This is a genomic window from Burkholderia latens (assembly GCF_001718795.1).
GTDB lineage: Bacteria > Pseudomonadota > Gammaproteobacteria > Burkholderiales > Burkholderiaceae > Burkholderia > Burkholderia latens_A.
Genome location: NZ_CP013435.1, coordinates 2,993,291 through 3,008,048 on the forward strand (window position 1 = coordinate 2,993,291; position 14,758 = coordinate 3,008,048).

Below are 14,758 nucleotides of genomic sequence, written 5' to 3' on the forward strand. Positions count from 1 at the left end.
CTCTTATTGTTTGGACAGCGCGATGTAGCGCGCGAGATGGTGATCCTCGTCGCCGAGCTGGTGATCGATCATCACGAGCCGCTTCGCGTAATGCGACAGCGGCAGCTCCCACGTCATCCCGATCCCGCCGTGCAGCTGGATGCTTTCTTCCGCGACCAGCGTGCCGATCCGGCCGATGGTGTACTTGGCCGCCGCGAGCGCGCGTTCGCGCACCGCGCGCGGCGCATCGAGCTGCGCGGCCGCGTTGATCACCGCCGAGCGCGCCTGCTCGACTTCGAGCAGCAGGTCGGCCATTCGATGCTGCAGCGCCTGGAAGCTGCCGATCGGCATCCCGAACTGCTTGCGCGTGCGCAGATAGTCGAGCGTCGCTTCCTTCGCGACGTCCATCGCGCCGAGCGCTTCCGCCGACAGCGCAAGCAGCCCGTAGCCGAGCACGCGCTCGAGCAATGCGGCCCCTGCTTCGCCGCCGTTCGCTTCGGACCCGCCTAGCGCGGCATCGGCCGGCAGCACGACACGTTCGAAGCGCACTTCGGCCGCGCGGCCGCCGTCGATCTTGCGGTAGTCGCGCAGCGACACGCCCGGCGCATCGGCCGGCACGACGAACAGGCCGATGCCGGCCGCGTCGTCGTCATGGCCGGACACGCGCGCGCTGACGACGAAGAACGCCGCTTGCGCGGCCTGGTCGACGACGCCCTTCGCACCCGTCAGCACCCAGCCGTCGCCAGCGCGCTCGGCGCGCGTGCGCACGGTGGTCAGCTCGTAATGCGAGCCCGGCTCGTCGTGCGCGAACGCGGCGCTCGCGCTGCCGTCGATCAGCGCGGCGAGCCGCGCGCGATGCGCGTCGCCGCCGGCGAGCGCGAGCGCGCGGCCTGCGAGCAGCGCGCCGAGGAACGGCTCGACGACGAGCCCGCGCCCGACGCATTCGAACACCACGGCGATGTCGAAACCTGCGCCGCCGAAGCCGCCGTCCGCTTCGGAGAACAGCGCGCCGACCGCGCCAAGCTCGGCAAAGCGCCGCCACATCGTGCGGTCGAAGCCTTCGGCCGATTGTGCGATGCGGTCGCGCACCGGGAACGCGTATTGTTCGGCGATGAAGCGGTTCAACGTATCCGCAAGCATCCGCCGGTCTTCCGTGTGCTGAAAATCCATCGTCGCGTCCCTCGTCACAGCCCGAGCATCATCTTCGCGATGATGTTCTTCTGGATCTCGTTCGAGCCGCCGAAAATCGACAGCTTGCGGTTGTTGAAGTACTGCTGCGCGGCGCTCGCCGCTTCGACCGGGCCGACCGGTTCGCTGTCCTGCGCGTCGTTGGCATCGAGTGCGTCCTCGATGAACGGCAGCGCATACGGCCCCATCGCGCGGCGCATCAACGCGGTGATTTCCTGGCGGATCTGCGTGCCGCGGATCTTCAGCATCGAGCTTTCCGCGCCCGGCGCGCCGCCGCCCGCGACCGCGGCCAGCACGCGCAGGTTGGTCGTGCGCATGTTCTCGAGTTCGATCTCGACGCGCGCGACGCGGGCCGCGAAGAACGGATCATCCAAAAGCGGCCGGCCGTTCTTCGTGACCTTCGCCGCGACCGCGCGCAGCCGCTCGAGCGCGGCCGTCGAGAAGCCGATGCCCGCGATGTTCGTGCGCTCGTACGTGAGCAGGTATTTCGCGTAAGTCCAGCCGCGGTTTTCTTCGCCGACCAGGTTTGCCGCGGGCACGCGCACGTCGGTGAAAAACACCTCGTTCACTTCGTGCTCGCCGTCGAGCGTGATGATCGGGCGCACTTCGACGCCCGGCGTGTTCATGTCGACCAGCAGGAAACTGATGCCCTCCTGCTTGCGCACGTCGGTCGCGGTGCGCACGAGGCAGAAGATCATGTTCGCGTAGTGACCGAGCGTCGTCCACGTCTTCTGGCCGTTCACGATGTAGTGATCGCCATCGCGTACCGCGGTCGTCTTCACCGACGCGAGATCGGAGCCGGCGCCCGGCTCCGAATAACCCTGGCACCACCAGTCGGTGCCGTCGAGAATGCGCGGCAGCCAGTAGCGCTTCTGCGCTTCGCTGCCGTACTTGATCAGCACGGGGCCGAGCATGTTTACGCCAAACGGCACGATGCGCGGCGCGCCGGCGAGCGCGCATTCGTTGTCGAACAGGAACTTCTGCGCGACGCTCCAGCCGGGGCCGCCGTACTCGCGCGGCCAGTGGCTCGCGAGCCAGCCTCGCGCGTTCAGGATCGCGTGCCATTCGCGCATGTCGTCGCGCGTCAGGCGCAGGCCGCCCTTCACCTTGCGCGCGATGCGTTCCGGCAGTTCGGCGGCGAGAAAGCGCTGCACGTCGTTGCGGAACGCTTCCTCTTCGGGAGTGAAATTGAGGTCCATCGTGGGTCCGTTGCGTATGCGATTGACGTTCAGCCGATGTGGTTCAGGCTCGCGAAGTTCGCGCCGCGCTCGACCAGCTCGACGAGCAGCGGCGACGGCTTCCAGAACAGCGGATCTTCGTGCGCGAACGCGCGGATGTCGGCGAGCACGTTGTCGAGGCCGACCGTGTCCGCGTAATGCATCGGCCCGCCGCGATAGCGCGGGAAGCCGTAGCCGTACAGGAACACCGCGTCGACGTCGAGCGGGCGCAGCGCGATCTTCTCGTGCACGACGTTCGCACCTTCGTTGATCATCGCGGCGACGTAGCGGCGCAGGATCTCGTCGTCGGTGAACGTGCGCGGCGTGACGCCCTTCTTCGCCCGTTCTTCCGCGACGATTGCTTCGACTTCCGGGTCCGGCGTGCCGACGCGCGCGCCCTCCGGATACAGGTAGTAGCCGCGCCCCGTCTTCTGGCCGAACCAGCCGCGCTCGCACAGGCGGTCCGAAATCTCCACATAGCGTGCGTTCGGATCGCGCGTCGCCGCGCGCCGCTTGCGGGTCGCCCAGCCGATGTCGCCGCCCGCGAGATCGACGACCTGAAACGGTCCCATCGGAAATCCGAACTCGCGCACCGCGCGATCGATCTGGTACGGCGATGCGCCATCTTCCATCAGGTAATCGGCCGCGGTGCGGTAGACGGCCAGGATCCGGTTGCCGATGAAGCCGTCGCACACGCCGGCCCGCACCGGCGTCTTCTTCATCTGCTTCGCGAGCGCGAACGCGGTCGCGACGACGTCGGCACTGACGCGCGCCGGCACGACGATCTCCAGCAGCTTCATCACGTTCGCCGGCGAGAAGAAATGTAGGCCGATCACGTCGGCCGGCCGGTCGATGCTGGCGGCCAGCTCGTTGATGTCGAGATACGACGTGTTGGTCGCGAGCACCGCGCCCGGCTTGCATACGCGCGCAAGTTCGCCGAATACGGCCTTCTTCACGGCCATGTCCTCGAACACGGCCTCGATCACGACGTCGGCCTGCGCGAGCGCGTCGTACGACGTGCTGCCCTTGAAGCGCGCGAGCCGCGCCGCGTGCGCGGCCGGCGTCATCCGGCCCTTGGCGACGAGCGCGTCGTACACCTTCTCGACATGCGCACGGCCGCGCGCGAGCGACGCGTCGTCGCGTTCGATCATCGTCACCGGCAAGCCGGCGTCGAGCGCGGCGACCGCAATACCCGCGCCCATCGTGCCGCCGCCAACCACGCCGATCCGCTCGACCGGGCGCGCGCTCGCGCGGCGCGCCTCGGGCGCCTTCGCGGCCTCGCGTTCCGCGAAGAACGCATGCACCAGGCCCGCGCGCTGGGGACTGTCGACGCATTGCAGGAACAGGCTGCGTTCGAGCTTCATTCCCGCGTCGAACGGCAGCGTGAGCGCGGCCTCGACCGCGTCGACGATCTTCGCGGGCGAGAACAGCCCGCGCGATTTCTTCGGCAACTCGGCGCACGCCGCATCGATCGCGGCTTGCGCGGCCGCTCGATCGGCGAGGCCCTGCGCATCGCGCGTGCGCCGCGGCGGCGCGCCGAGCGACATGAGTTCCTGCGCGTACGCGAGCCCTTCGGCGAGCGTGTCGTCGCTGTGCGCGACGCGATCGACGAGGCCAAGCGCGAGCGCTTCGTCGGCGCTCGCGTGGCGGCCGGTCAGCATCAGGTCGAGCGCGGCCTTTGCGCCGATCAGGCGCGGCGCGCGCTGCGTGCCGCCCGCGCCCGGCAGCAGGCCGAGCGTCACTTCGGGGAGCCCGAGCTTCGCGCCGGGCACCGCGATCCGGTAATGCGCGGCGAGCGCGACCTCCAGGCCGCCGCCGAGCGTCGCGCCGTGCAGAGCGACCACGACCGGCTTCGCGCTCGACTCGATCCGCTCGCACACGTCGGGCAGGGACGGCGGCACCGGCGGCTTGCCGAATTCGCGGATGTCGGCGCCCGCGATGAAGTTGCGGCCGGCGCCGACGATCAGCACCGCGCGGATGGTGGCATCGGCCTGCGCGGCGTCGAGTGCGTCGGCGAGGCCGCGCCGCACGTCGGCAGACAGCGCGTTGACGGGCGGATGGTCGACCGTGACGACGAGCACCTTGTCGCGCCGTTCGCGCGTGACGGTGCCGCTCGCCGGTGTCTCGGGGGAAGCGGATGAATTCATCGTGTCTCCAGGTGCGGTGCGCCGTGCGCGGAGGACCGCGCCCGCGTCGGCGGTCGATGCCGGCTCGCGAGCGTGGTTCCGCGTGGGCGGGAAACGGATCCGGCGCGGTGGCCAGCCATCGGTGGGATTCTCGATTGATCGAGATTCATTGACAATTCCCGCCCGCCTTTACAAGCTGTCAAGTCCGACTTGACATTGAATGCTTTCGAACCGTTTCGGCAGGTTAAACGGGACGGATCAGGAGACACCGCGGATGGACCTGAACGCGCTGACGCTGCTCGTCGAGATCCTCGACGCCGGCAACCTGAGCAAGGCCGCGCAGCGGCTGAAGATGAGCCGCGCGAACGTCAGTTATCGGCTGAACCAGCTCGAACGCTCGATCGGCCAGCAGCTCGTGCGCCGGACGACGCGCCGCATCGAGCCGACCGAGATCGGGCTGAAGCTGTACGAGCACGGCCGGCGCATTCGCAACGAGCTGCTTGCAGCGCAGGAATCGGTGACGACGCTCGGCCAGGACCTGCAGGGCCGCGTCCGGCTGTCGGTGCCGAGCGGCTACGGGCAGATGGTGATGTCCGAGTGGCTGCTCGCGTTCAAGCGGCTGCATCCGGGCATCGTGCTCGATGTCGTGTTCGAGAATCGCGTGGAGGATCTGATGCGCGACGAAGTCGACATCGCGATCCGCGTGATGTCCGAGCCGCCGCAGAATCTCGTCGCGCGCGACATGGGCGCCGTGCGCTACGTCGCGTGCGCGTCGCGCGCGTTCGCGGCCGAGCACGGGATGCCGGCGAGCCTCGGCGCGTTGGCCGCCGCGCCGGTCGTCACCGCGACGGTGCTGGGCCGGCAGCTGCGGATCGCCGCGTATCTCGGCGACGAGCGCCACGAGGTGCTGCTCGAGCCCACGCTGATTTCGGAGAACTTCCTGTTCCTGCGCGAGGCCATCCTCGCGGGAATCGGCGTCGGCATCGTGCCCGACTACGTGATGCAGGACGACATCCGCAGCGGCGCCGTCGTCACGTCGCTCGACGCTTATCGGCTCAGCATCTTCGGCACGCACATGTACATGCTGTACATGCCGAACCGGCACCACACGCGCGCGACCCAGACCTTCATAGAGTTCATCCTCGAACAGGCCGGAAAGACCGGCCGCGGCGGGCCGGGCGGGATGCGTCAGGGTTTCCTGTCTGATGACAACCCGGCGGCCGCGCGGCGACAATAGCGCGCCGCGTGCGCACGGCGCCGCCGCCTCCTTCGAATTCACCGTTGCCGAGGGTTCAATGTTCGACCGGATTCGTCCGCCTTCGCGTCCCCGGACGCTCGCCGCCACGCTCGCGCTCGCCGCGCTGGTCACGTTCGGGGCCGGCTGCACGTCGCCGTCCGCACCATCGAACGCCGTCATACCGGTCGCCGCCGCATCGGACGCCGCAGTGCCGCTGCCGGGCGCGCACGCGCCCGAGCGGTCGTCCGGCTGGACCGACAAGCCCGGCTGGACGTCGCAGCGCTTCATGATCGCGGCCGCGAACCCGCTCGCGACGCAGGCCGGCTACGAAATGCTGAAAGCGGGCGGCACTGCGATCGACGCGGCAATCGCGACGCAGATGGTGCTCGCGCTCGTCGAGCCGCAGTCGTCGGGCATCGGCGGCGGCGCATTCATGCTCTACTTCGACGGCAAGGCGACGCAGGCTTACGACGGCCGCGAAACCGCGCCGGCCGCCGCGACCGACCGGCTGTTCTACGGCCCGACCGGCCAGCCGATGAGTTTCTACGAGGGCGTGGTCGGCGGGCGTTCGGTCGGCACGCCGGGCGTGCTGCGCATGCTCGACGCCGCGCATCGCGCGCACGGCAAGCTGCCGTGGCGGCGGCTGTTCCAGCCGGCGATCCGGCTCGCCGAGCACGGCTTCACGATCAGCCCGCGTCTGGCGATGCTGATCGCGAACGACAAGTACCTGATGAACGATCCGGCCGCGCGCGCGTACTTCTACAACAAGGACGGCACGCCGAAGGCGGCCGGCACGGTGCTGAAGAACCCCGCGCTCGCCACGGTCCTGCGCCAGATCGCCGATCGCGGCGCGAACGCGTTCTACACCGGCGCGATCGCGCGCGACATCGTCGCGAAGGTGCGCAAGCACCCGACGAATCCGGGGCTGCTGTCGCTGCAGGATCTTGCGCGCTACAAGGCAAAGGTGCGCGCGCCGCTATGCACCGACTACCGGCGTTCGGTCGTGTGCGGGATGCCGCCGCCGTCGTCGGGCGGCCTCGCGATCGCGCAGATGCTCGGCATCCTCGAGGCGATGCCGGACTGGCAGCAGATCGGCGCGCAGAAGCCGGTGCGCAACGACGTCGGCTACGAGCCGACGCCGTTCGCCGCACACCTGTTCAGCGAGGCCGGACGCCTCGCGTATGCGGACCGCGCGCGCTACGTCGCCGATCCCGATTTCGTGCCGCTGCCCGGCGGCAACTGGGCGAGCCTCACCGACAAGTCGTATCTCGCGCAGCGCGCACGGCTGATCGGCGACACGAGCATGGGCGTCGCGCAGGCCGGCACGCCGCAGGGCGCGACGCTCGCGTTCGCCGACGACCGCAGCCCCGAATTGCCTTCGACGTCCGACCTCGCGATCATCGACCGCTACGGCCAGGCGCTGTCGATGACGACCAGCGTCGAGGACGCGTTTGGTTCGCGGCTGATGGTGCGCGGGTTCATGCTGAACAACCAGCTGACCGACTTCTCATTCGTGTCGAGCGAGAACGGGCGGCCGGTCGCGAATCGCGTTCAGCCCGGCAAGCGGCCGCGCTCCGCGATGTCGCCGGAGCTCGTGTTCGACCAGAAGACGAAGCAGGTGACGATGATCGTCGGCTCGGCCGGCGGGCCCGCGATCATCAACCACGTCGCGAAGACGATGATCGGCGTGCTGGACTGGGGGATGACGATGCAGCAGGCGATCGCGCTGCCGAACTTCGGATCGATGAACGGGCCGACGCAGCTCGAACGCGGGCGCGTGTCGAATGCGCTCGTCGACGGATTGAAGGGGCGCGGGCACGACGTGAAGGTCGTCGAGATGAACTCGGGCGTGCAGGGGATCCAGCGGCTGAACGTGCAGGGGCAGACGGTGTGGTTCGGTGGCGCGGATCCGCGGCGGGAAGGAGTGGCGATGGGCGAGTGAACGGCCGCGCGAAGCATTCGCGCGTGCCCGTGCCGCATCACCCGCGCCCCTTCCACGGCACCAGCCGCCGCTCGACCCACCGCATCGCGAGATCGAACAGCCACGCGATCGCGCCGATGATCAAAATCCCCATCACCACGATATCGGTACGCAGGAAGCTCGACGCGTTGAGCACCATTTGCCCGAGCCCGGCCGTCGCGGCGACCATCTCGGCCGCGACGAGCGTCGTCCAGCCGAACCCGATCGCGATCCGCAGCCCGGTGAGGATTTCCGGCAGCGCGGCCGGCAGCACCACGTGCCGCACGATTTGCGCGAAGCTGCCGCCGAGCGAATACGCGGCGTTGATCTGCTCGACCGTCGCCGCGCGCACGCCGGCGCGTGCGGCCATCGCGATCGGCGCGAAGCATGCGAGGAAGATCACGACGAGCTTCGCCGTTTCGTCGATGCCGAACCAGATCACGACGAGCGGCAGGTACGCGAGCGGCGGCAGCGGCCGGTAGAACTCGAGCAGCGGATCGAGCACGCCGCGCGCGATGCGGCTCACGCCCATCAGAATGCCGGCCGGCACGCCGATCGCCGTCGCGAACACGAACGCGCCGAACACGCGCGCTGCGCTCCACAGCAGGTGTTCGGACAACGGCAGCCCGCCCTGGATACGGCCGTGCCATGCGTCGACGAACGCGATCCACACCGCTTCAGGTGCGGGCAGGAACAGCGGCGGCAGCCACTGCAGATGCGTCGCGACCCACCACAGCACGGCCAGCGCCCCGGCCGTCGCTACGCTGAGCGCGGCCGTCGTCCCCTGCCCCGGCAAGCGGTAGCGATGCGACGCACGGGCCCGACGGGCTGCGTCGCGTCGTCGTACGGCGTGATCGTCCTGCGCGGACGGCGCGGCCGCGCGCTCGGCCGCCAAAGAATCCTGCGTGCTCATGTCGCCCTGCTTGTCCAAAGTACTGATCCGCCCGCGTCCTACGGATGCGCCGTGCCGCGCGAACTCATGCATCACGCGGCCTCCGCGGCCGCGTCGTCGCGATGCAGATATGCGATCAGCCGCTCGCGCCACGCAATGAATTCCGGCGACGACTTCGCCGCTCGCGCATCGCGGGAAGCGACGTAACGCCGCGCGAACGGCAGCTCGAAGGTTTCCGCGATCCGGCCGGGGCCCGGCGTCATCACGACGAGACGCGTGGCGAGGAACAGCGCCTCCTCGACGTCGTGCGTGATGAAGAACACCGTCTTGCCGGTGCGCGCCCACACGTTAAGCACGAGCGACTGCATCGTGCCGCGCGTCATCGCATCGAGCGCCCCCATCGGCTCGTCCATCAGCAGCACGCGGGGATCGCTCGCGAGCGCACGCGCGATGCCGACGCGCTGCTGCATTCCGCCGGAAAGTTCATACACGCGCGCATGCGCATGGCGCTCGAGGCCGACGAGCGCGAGCATCTCTGTCGCGCGCGCTTCGCGTTCGGCTTTCGACACGCGCGCGAAGCGCAGCCCGAGCGCGACGTTGTCGAGCACGTCGAGCCACGGCAACAGCGCGTATTTCTGGAACACGACGCCGCGATCGGCGCCGGGGCCGGTGACCGGCACGCCGTCGATGCGCACGTCGCCGGTCGTCGGCGCGACGAAGCCGGCCATGCAGTTCAGCAGCGTCGTCTTCCCGCACCCGGAGGCGCCGAGCGCGACGACGAATTCACCGGAATCGATGCGCAGGTCGACGCGCGCGAGCGCCTGCGTCGTCGGTCTGCCGCGCTCCCCCGGATACGCGACCGATACGTGACGGACTTCCAGCGTGCTCATGATCGAAGGGCTCCGCGACGAGTGGGCTGAATGGTCGGGCTCAGCGCGCGGCCTTCTGCACGAACTGCGGATCGACGCCGGCCGAATAATCGGCGAGCACCGTCTGGATGGTGCCCTGCGACTTGAGGAATGCAGCGGTGGCCGCGAGCGACTTCGCGGCGCCCGATTGCGCGCCGCCGCCGAGCCACGTCGGCGAAGCCTGTTCGGCCACCGTCGGAAACGCGTAGAGCGCGAGGCTGGCCGGCACGTCCTGCGCGTTCGCGCCGGACACCTTCGCGACCGCCGCAACCTGCGGCGAGCCGACCTTCCAGGCCGCCGCATGCGCGCGATAGTCGGCGTCTGCCGACGCGAGAACCTTCACGAAGCGCGTGACGAACTCGGGGTTCTCGCGCGCGAACTTGCGGCTGACAACGAAGCCGTCGAACGTCGATTTGCCACTTTCCTTCGCAACCCGGCCGGACGTCGTCAGCACGGTGCCCGACTGCTTGACCTTCGCGAGCACCGGATCCCAGATATAGGTCGCATCGATGTCGCCGCGCGTCCATGCGGCCGCGACTTCGGGCGGACGCAGGTTGACGATCTTCACGTCGTTCGGATTGACGCCGGCGGCCTGCAGCGCGACGAGCGTATGGAAGTGCGACGTGGACACGAACGGCACGCCGATCTTCTTGCCCTTCAACCCGGCGACGCTGGTCACCCCGGAGCCGTTGCGCGCGACGAGCGCCTCGGCGTCGTTGATGTTGTCGAGCACCCAGAACAGCGAGATGTCGAGGCCCTGCGACAGGCCGGCCGCGATCGGGCTGGAGCCGGCCTCGCCGAGCTGCACGGAGCCCGACGCGAGCGCGCGGATCACGTCGGCGCCGCTGTCGAGCTTGCGGAACGTGACCTTGTAGCCGGTTGCCTTCTCGACTTCACCGCTTGCCTGCGCGTAGCGCCACGGCACGACCATGTCCTGATACGCGATCACGACTTCGCGCGATTCGGCGTGTGCTGCGCCGAGCGCGGCAAAGGCGGTCAGCGCGACGAGCGCGCGGCGGATGAAGCTGAAACGGGACATGCGGCTCTCCTTCGGAATGCGGGTGTTGCAAGCGGAGAGCCGACTTTACGAGCTTTGCTTGCGGCGGGAGCGAACTTATCGTGCGAAGCTATCGATGCCGTTTCGGCTTTGCTTTTCATGCTTTATTGCATGTGATCGTCGATTGAGCGGCGATCAGTGCGTGGAGACATGCGATCGCAGTTCGCCTTCGACGCGACGACAGAAACAATCGCTGGTGTCTCGGCAACTCTCTCAGACGCGTGTGGATACTGATGCCGTACGTCCTTTGTATCGCGTCGACCGACCGCGAGTGTCGCCCCATGCAGGGGGCCACCGGGTCTAAGCGGTGACAAGCGAGACAGACCAGAATGTAAATTCTCCGCGGGGCCATCAAAACAAAAATTTAGACTAGATTTCCGATTCTCGCCAAAGCTCCGATTTTTCAGATCGAATGACTTAGATGGCCCACCGATCCATTTCGCATATCGCCAGAAAACACGCCATTCTCGCCAGAAAAAATTTCGTACACGTCCCATATCAATTCGACAAAGTAAACGTTAGCTTTCCATATCAAACGAAGAATCGTTTGACACTCGGTTCGATAAAAGTCACTTAAAAAGATGCATGCACCTCAACATCGCGAGGAACCATGAAAAATGCAACTCAGATGTATCAATCCACTTCAGCGTCCAATCCAAACAGTACGCCTTTCTGCCTCCCAACAGAACTCATCAAATACCGAAACGATGGCGTCATCAAGAAATTTCGGGACAAATGGAGTGTAAGCGAGCAAGCCGCCAGCGACATCTTCGAGGAAACCAAGAAATTCGTTTTCCTAGCGGATCATGCACAGAGGCACTGCATCACCTTCGAAATCGACGAGTCCGTTCTCATCATCGATAAGATGTGGCACACCTTTATTCTTTTCACCAAAGAATACTCCGAGTTCTGCGATGCATTTTTTGGGAGGATGCTACATCACACTCCCTTCTGCAGAGCGCATCTAATCGAAAAAATCAGAGATCTCTCGTCTCACGGAATCACCCTATCCGAATACAAGAGGATTCGGCTTCAGCAGCAAATCGATATCATCCACGAGACCTTCGGCATCGAAACCGTAAGAAAATGGTATGTCGAGTTCGGCAATTCCTATTCGCTACAAAAACTCAACGCCCTCCAGCGCCCGGTTTACCACGAAGATCTCGTTCACATCGGCTCGCCAATGGATCCCGAAGCAGCAAGATCCTTAACGCCGACTGAATTGATCGAAGGAATCATCCAGCGACAGAATCCGTCCATGTACTGTGGTGGGCACGGTTGCGGCGTCTATTGCTCATGCAACTCGAACAAGAGTTTGTATTCCTGATCGACGAATCGTCGATCACGATTTCAATGCGCGTCATGGACAAACCGTTCGGTTCTAGCAAGTCGTAAGCGACGGCTCCACTCATTGCCCGTCAGCACGACCGCATGGTGCCGTGTCTCGTTCATGGCGCCTCCCCCGACCGGCAATCCTTCTCATTGCACCTATCTTGAAAAGAAACATAAAAATGCGTCTCGCCTGCCATTGTTGATAAATCGATATCGTGGCCTGCTTTTCGTCATTTTCATCGCATCTGCCGCCACTTCGGCACTCAATACCTCATTGGGTGCACTTTTGAAATGGTTAACGGAAAGCATTCAGAGCAACAGCGCACACGGCATCTACTTATTCGTACTGTTTTTCTCGATTCAACGTCTGCTGCTTCCCGTTTGCGGCGGAATCTCGACATTCTCGTCCAACATCCTTGCGGTGAGGTTGGAAAATGACATCAGAGACGCATGGTACAAACACGTCATCAATCTGGACTCAAGTTCGTCAAGACAAAAAAACTCCGGAGAGTTGCAGAAGAGACTTCAAGACGCCATCGGGTCCGTCCGCTCGTTTCTGAACAACACATTGCGCTCCACGCTATCCATCACTCTCGAATTTATTTCGATCATTGCGTTTACGCTCTTCTTGATCGGACCAAGTGCGAGTCTGGCGCTCGTACTATGCGGTGTGATTTATTCAATCTATATTATCAAGGTTACTCGCACTCGCGTGCCGCTCATTCGAAACATCTCCGAAGCAGATGCGGCGTGCTCTGCCTTCATGCATGACAGTTTCATCAACGCCGGACCGATTTCATCCGAGGCAATCTCGGTGCGCGCTCGGAAACATGCACTGCTCTTGACGACGTTGGCAAAAAAACGGTTTTATCACTCAAAGGAGCTCCTGAAAGACAGCATCTGGGCAGCCGTACTTTGCGGGGGTATGGCGTACGTCGCGCTCTCGTGGTTCGACGGCGACAAAATTGGAAGCATAGGTACCACGATCATGCTCTCCACTGGATTAGCCCATATGATTTCACAGATCAATTCACTCGGATTCAATTACAGAAACATCCTGCGCGCCAAAATCGATATTGAGCGAATATCGGACGCACTCACTCAAGCGAATGTAGCTCAACGAGAGCTGATCACGATTAATATCCGAACAACTGAAAATATCCACTACAAAATTGATAATCTCATTTTATTTGACCATCAAGACAGGCAATCCTACCCCGTTACGGGTGATATCGTCATTCTAAAAGGTCACATCAATTCGATGAGAGGGGACAGCGGGATCGGCAAAAGCACGCTCGCGCGTATCATGAGAGGCGAAATCACTCCTCCTACCTCGAAGATATTTCTATGCGGCATCGACATGTCGTCTGTCGAGCGCGACTCCTTGCTCCAGTCGATTTCCTCCACATCGCAAGAAAGTATCATTTTCAATGAATCCATCCGCAACAATCTTCTCTACGGCAATCCCGATGCCCACGATAGCGAATTGATTTCAACGCTATCGTCAGTCGGGTTGAGTAAATTTTGCACCGCAGATGGTCTGGATTTTGTCGTCGGTGAAAAAGGGGGGCTATTATCCGGAGGCGAACGGCAGCGACTAGGAGTCGCCAGAGCGCTCTTGCAAAATGCTGACCTGATTATTCTCGACGAGCCGTTTGCCGGGTTGGACACTGCCGGCGTGATCAGCTTGGCCTCGTTAATTGCGGATTTGTCGAATCGCGTCTACGTCCTCCTCATTCTGCATCAGGATCCTCGCCAATTATTCGACACCTCGAGCACTCCGCTCAATGCCTTCGTCCTCGCGGCGAATTCCGATCTGAAAACGCTGGAGATTATTCGTGACTAACTCCCTCTTCTCGAACTTCGATCTCGAATTCTTCACCAAGCATGTGCTACACATGCACCCACATCTGCTTGGTCCCGTGATGCGCCAAAATCTACCTAATTGGAGCACCGTAAACGCTCTACTAGAAAGTGGGTTGCTCGACTACCCCAGAATCAGAATTAGTAGCGCTGACACGGAATATCCGCGCGGATACTGCGGATTTCTAAGATACAGCTCGAATCCACGCGGCGGCAGGTTCGCGACAATTATGCCTGACCTTCTGTATCGCGCGCTGGATGATGGTTGCACCATTATCATCGACGGATGCCAGGATTACTTTCCACCTGTCTTAGCATTGACTACTGAAATCGAACACATCCTGAAATGCCAGTCGTGGGCGAACCTCTATATCTCCGCTCAATCCGGGACTAGTTTCGGGTGCCATTTTGACGACCACGACATCATTTCAGTGCAGCTGTCCGGTGAAAAGCGTTGGCACATCTATAATCCGACATATATTTCACCAAACAGACGAGACAAGAGCTTCTATCTCGATCCGCCAACCGGCTCACCTGATCTCCTTGAAAACCTGCGAACAGGATCCAGCCTATATCTCCCTTCCGGCTACTGGCACAACGTCCAAACCATCTCAGCCCACTCGTTGCACATAACATTTGGCCTCGATTTTCCGAGAAAATTGGATATCATTCACGCCATAGCCAATCAACTTGGACTTAGCGAAATTTTTCGCGGCACCATCAATTTCGACCCAGACTCAGCTGATTTTTATATTTTTAGAGAGAATATAATTAATGCAATCCGAGAGATTGACATAGAAGAATGCATGAAAAACGTCATCACAATTCACAAAAAACGACGCCCGGCGTTTACCCTGCCCAATTACCAAATCAGCACAAAATATCGATAAACACCATAAAATATTCAATTCACCAAAATCTCATGAAGCCAAGATACAGTCTATTGCAAATGAGAGACGTCTGGATCGACGCCTATATGAATGGGGACGTCGATCAACT

Annotated in this window: 11 protein-coding genes; 5 read left to right on the plus strand and 6 right to left on the minus strand. The window is 63.3% G+C overall.

Annotation, left to right across the window (positions count from 1 at the left end; genetic code table 11):
* Positions 1–3 precede the first annotated feature (3 nt).
* The 3 genes from WK25_RS13895 to WK25_RS13905 are packed head-to-tail and all read right to left on the minus strand — an operon-like array spanning position 4 to position 4,531.
* Positions 4–1,149 (minus strand): acyl-CoA dehydrogenase family protein, encoded by a 1,146-nt coding sequence (locus WK25_RS13895; RefSeq protein WP_069242000.1) that lies wholly within the window; start codon positions 1,147–1,149, stop codon positions 4–6.
* 14 nt (positions 1,150–1,163) lie between these two features.
* A complete protein-coding gene (locus WK25_RS13900; RefSeq protein ID WP_069241786.1) occupies positions 1,164–2,366 on the minus strand; it encodes an acyl-CoA dehydrogenase family protein in 1,203 nt (400 codons plus the stop codon).
* A 29-nt stretch (positions 2,367–2,395) separates the two neighbouring features.
* Positions 2,396–4,531: a 3-hydroxyacyl-CoA dehydrogenase NAD-binding domain-containing protein gene (locus WK25_RS13905; protein ID WP_069241787.1), complete on the minus strand. Its 2,136-nt coding sequence runs from the start codon at positions 4,529–4,531 to the stop codon at positions 2,396–2,398.
* A 253-nt stretch (positions 4,532–4,784) separates the two neighbouring features.
* On the opposite strand from WK25_RS13905, the gene WK25_RS13910 reads away from it, so the two are divergent.
* Together WK25_RS13910 and ggt are read left to right on the plus strand one after the other, a co-directional pair.
* Positions 4,785–5,747, plus strand: a complete 963-nt coding sequence (locus tag WK25_RS13910) for a LysR family transcriptional regulator (protein WP_059544690.1) — start codon at positions 4,785–4,787, stop codon at positions 5,745–5,747.
* A gap of 58 nt (positions 5,748–5,805) precedes the next feature.
* Positions 5,806–7,689, plus strand: coding sequence for a gamma-glutamyltransferase (ggt, locus tag WK25_RS13915; protein WP_059544740.1), 1,884 nt, complete (start codon positions 5,806–5,808; stop codon positions 7,687–7,689).
* A gap of 37 nt (positions 7,690–7,726) precedes the next feature.
* On the opposite strand, the gene WK25_RS13920 is transcribed toward ggt, so the two are convergent.
* From WK25_RS13920 to tauA, 3 genes are read right to left on the minus strand one after another with little or no spacing between them, the layout of a single operon-like run.
* Positions 7,727–8,692: an ABC transporter permease subunit gene (locus WK25_RS13920; RefSeq protein ID WP_059544688.1), complete on the minus strand. Its 966-nt coding sequence runs from the start codon at positions 8,690–8,692 to the stop codon at positions 7,727–7,729.
* Positions 8,692–9,489, minus strand: a complete 798-nt coding sequence (locus WK25_RS13925) for a taurine ABC transporter ATP-binding protein (RefSeq protein ID WP_069241788.1) — start codon at positions 9,487–9,489, stop codon at positions 8,692–8,694. The genes WK25_RS13920 and WK25_RS13925 overlap by 1 nt, the downstream gene beginning before the upstream one ends.
* Positions 9,490–9,529: 40 nt before the next feature.
* Positions 9,530–10,546 carry a taurine ABC transporter substrate-binding protein gene (tauA, locus tag WK25_RS13930; RefSeq protein ID WP_059544684.1) on the minus strand — a complete coding sequence of 339 codons (1,017 nt, stop codon included), beginning with the start codon at positions 10,544–10,546 and terminating at the stop codon, positions 9,530–9,532.
* 628 nt (positions 10,547–11,174) lie between these two features.
* On the opposite strand from tauA, the gene WK25_RS13935 reads away from it, so the two are divergent.
* The 3 genes from WK25_RS13935 to WK25_RS30365 all read left to right on the plus strand — a co-directional run bounded on the left by WK25_RS13935 (position 11,175) and on the right by WK25_RS30365 (position 14,649).
* Positions 11,175–11,891 carry a glycine-rich domain-containing protein gene (locus tag WK25_RS13935; protein ID WP_069241789.1) on the plus strand — a complete coding sequence of 239 codons (717 nt, stop codon included), beginning with the start codon at positions 11,175–11,177 and terminating at the stop codon, positions 11,889–11,891.
* A gap of 123 nt (positions 11,892–12,014) precedes the next feature.
* Positions 12,015–13,742 (plus strand): ATP-binding cassette domain-containing protein, encoded by a 1,728-nt coding sequence (locus WK25_RS13940; RefSeq protein ID WP_156789029.1) that lies wholly within the window; start codon positions 12,015–12,017, stop codon positions 13,740–13,742.
* Entirely contained in the window at positions 13,735–14,649 is a 915-nt protein-coding gene (locus WK25_RS30365; RefSeq protein ID WP_083252986.1) for a JmjC domain-containing protein, read from the plus strand. The genes WK25_RS13940 and WK25_RS30365 overlap by 8 nt, the downstream gene beginning before the upstream one ends.
* The last annotated feature ends 109 nt before the right edge of the window (positions 14,650–14,758 follow it).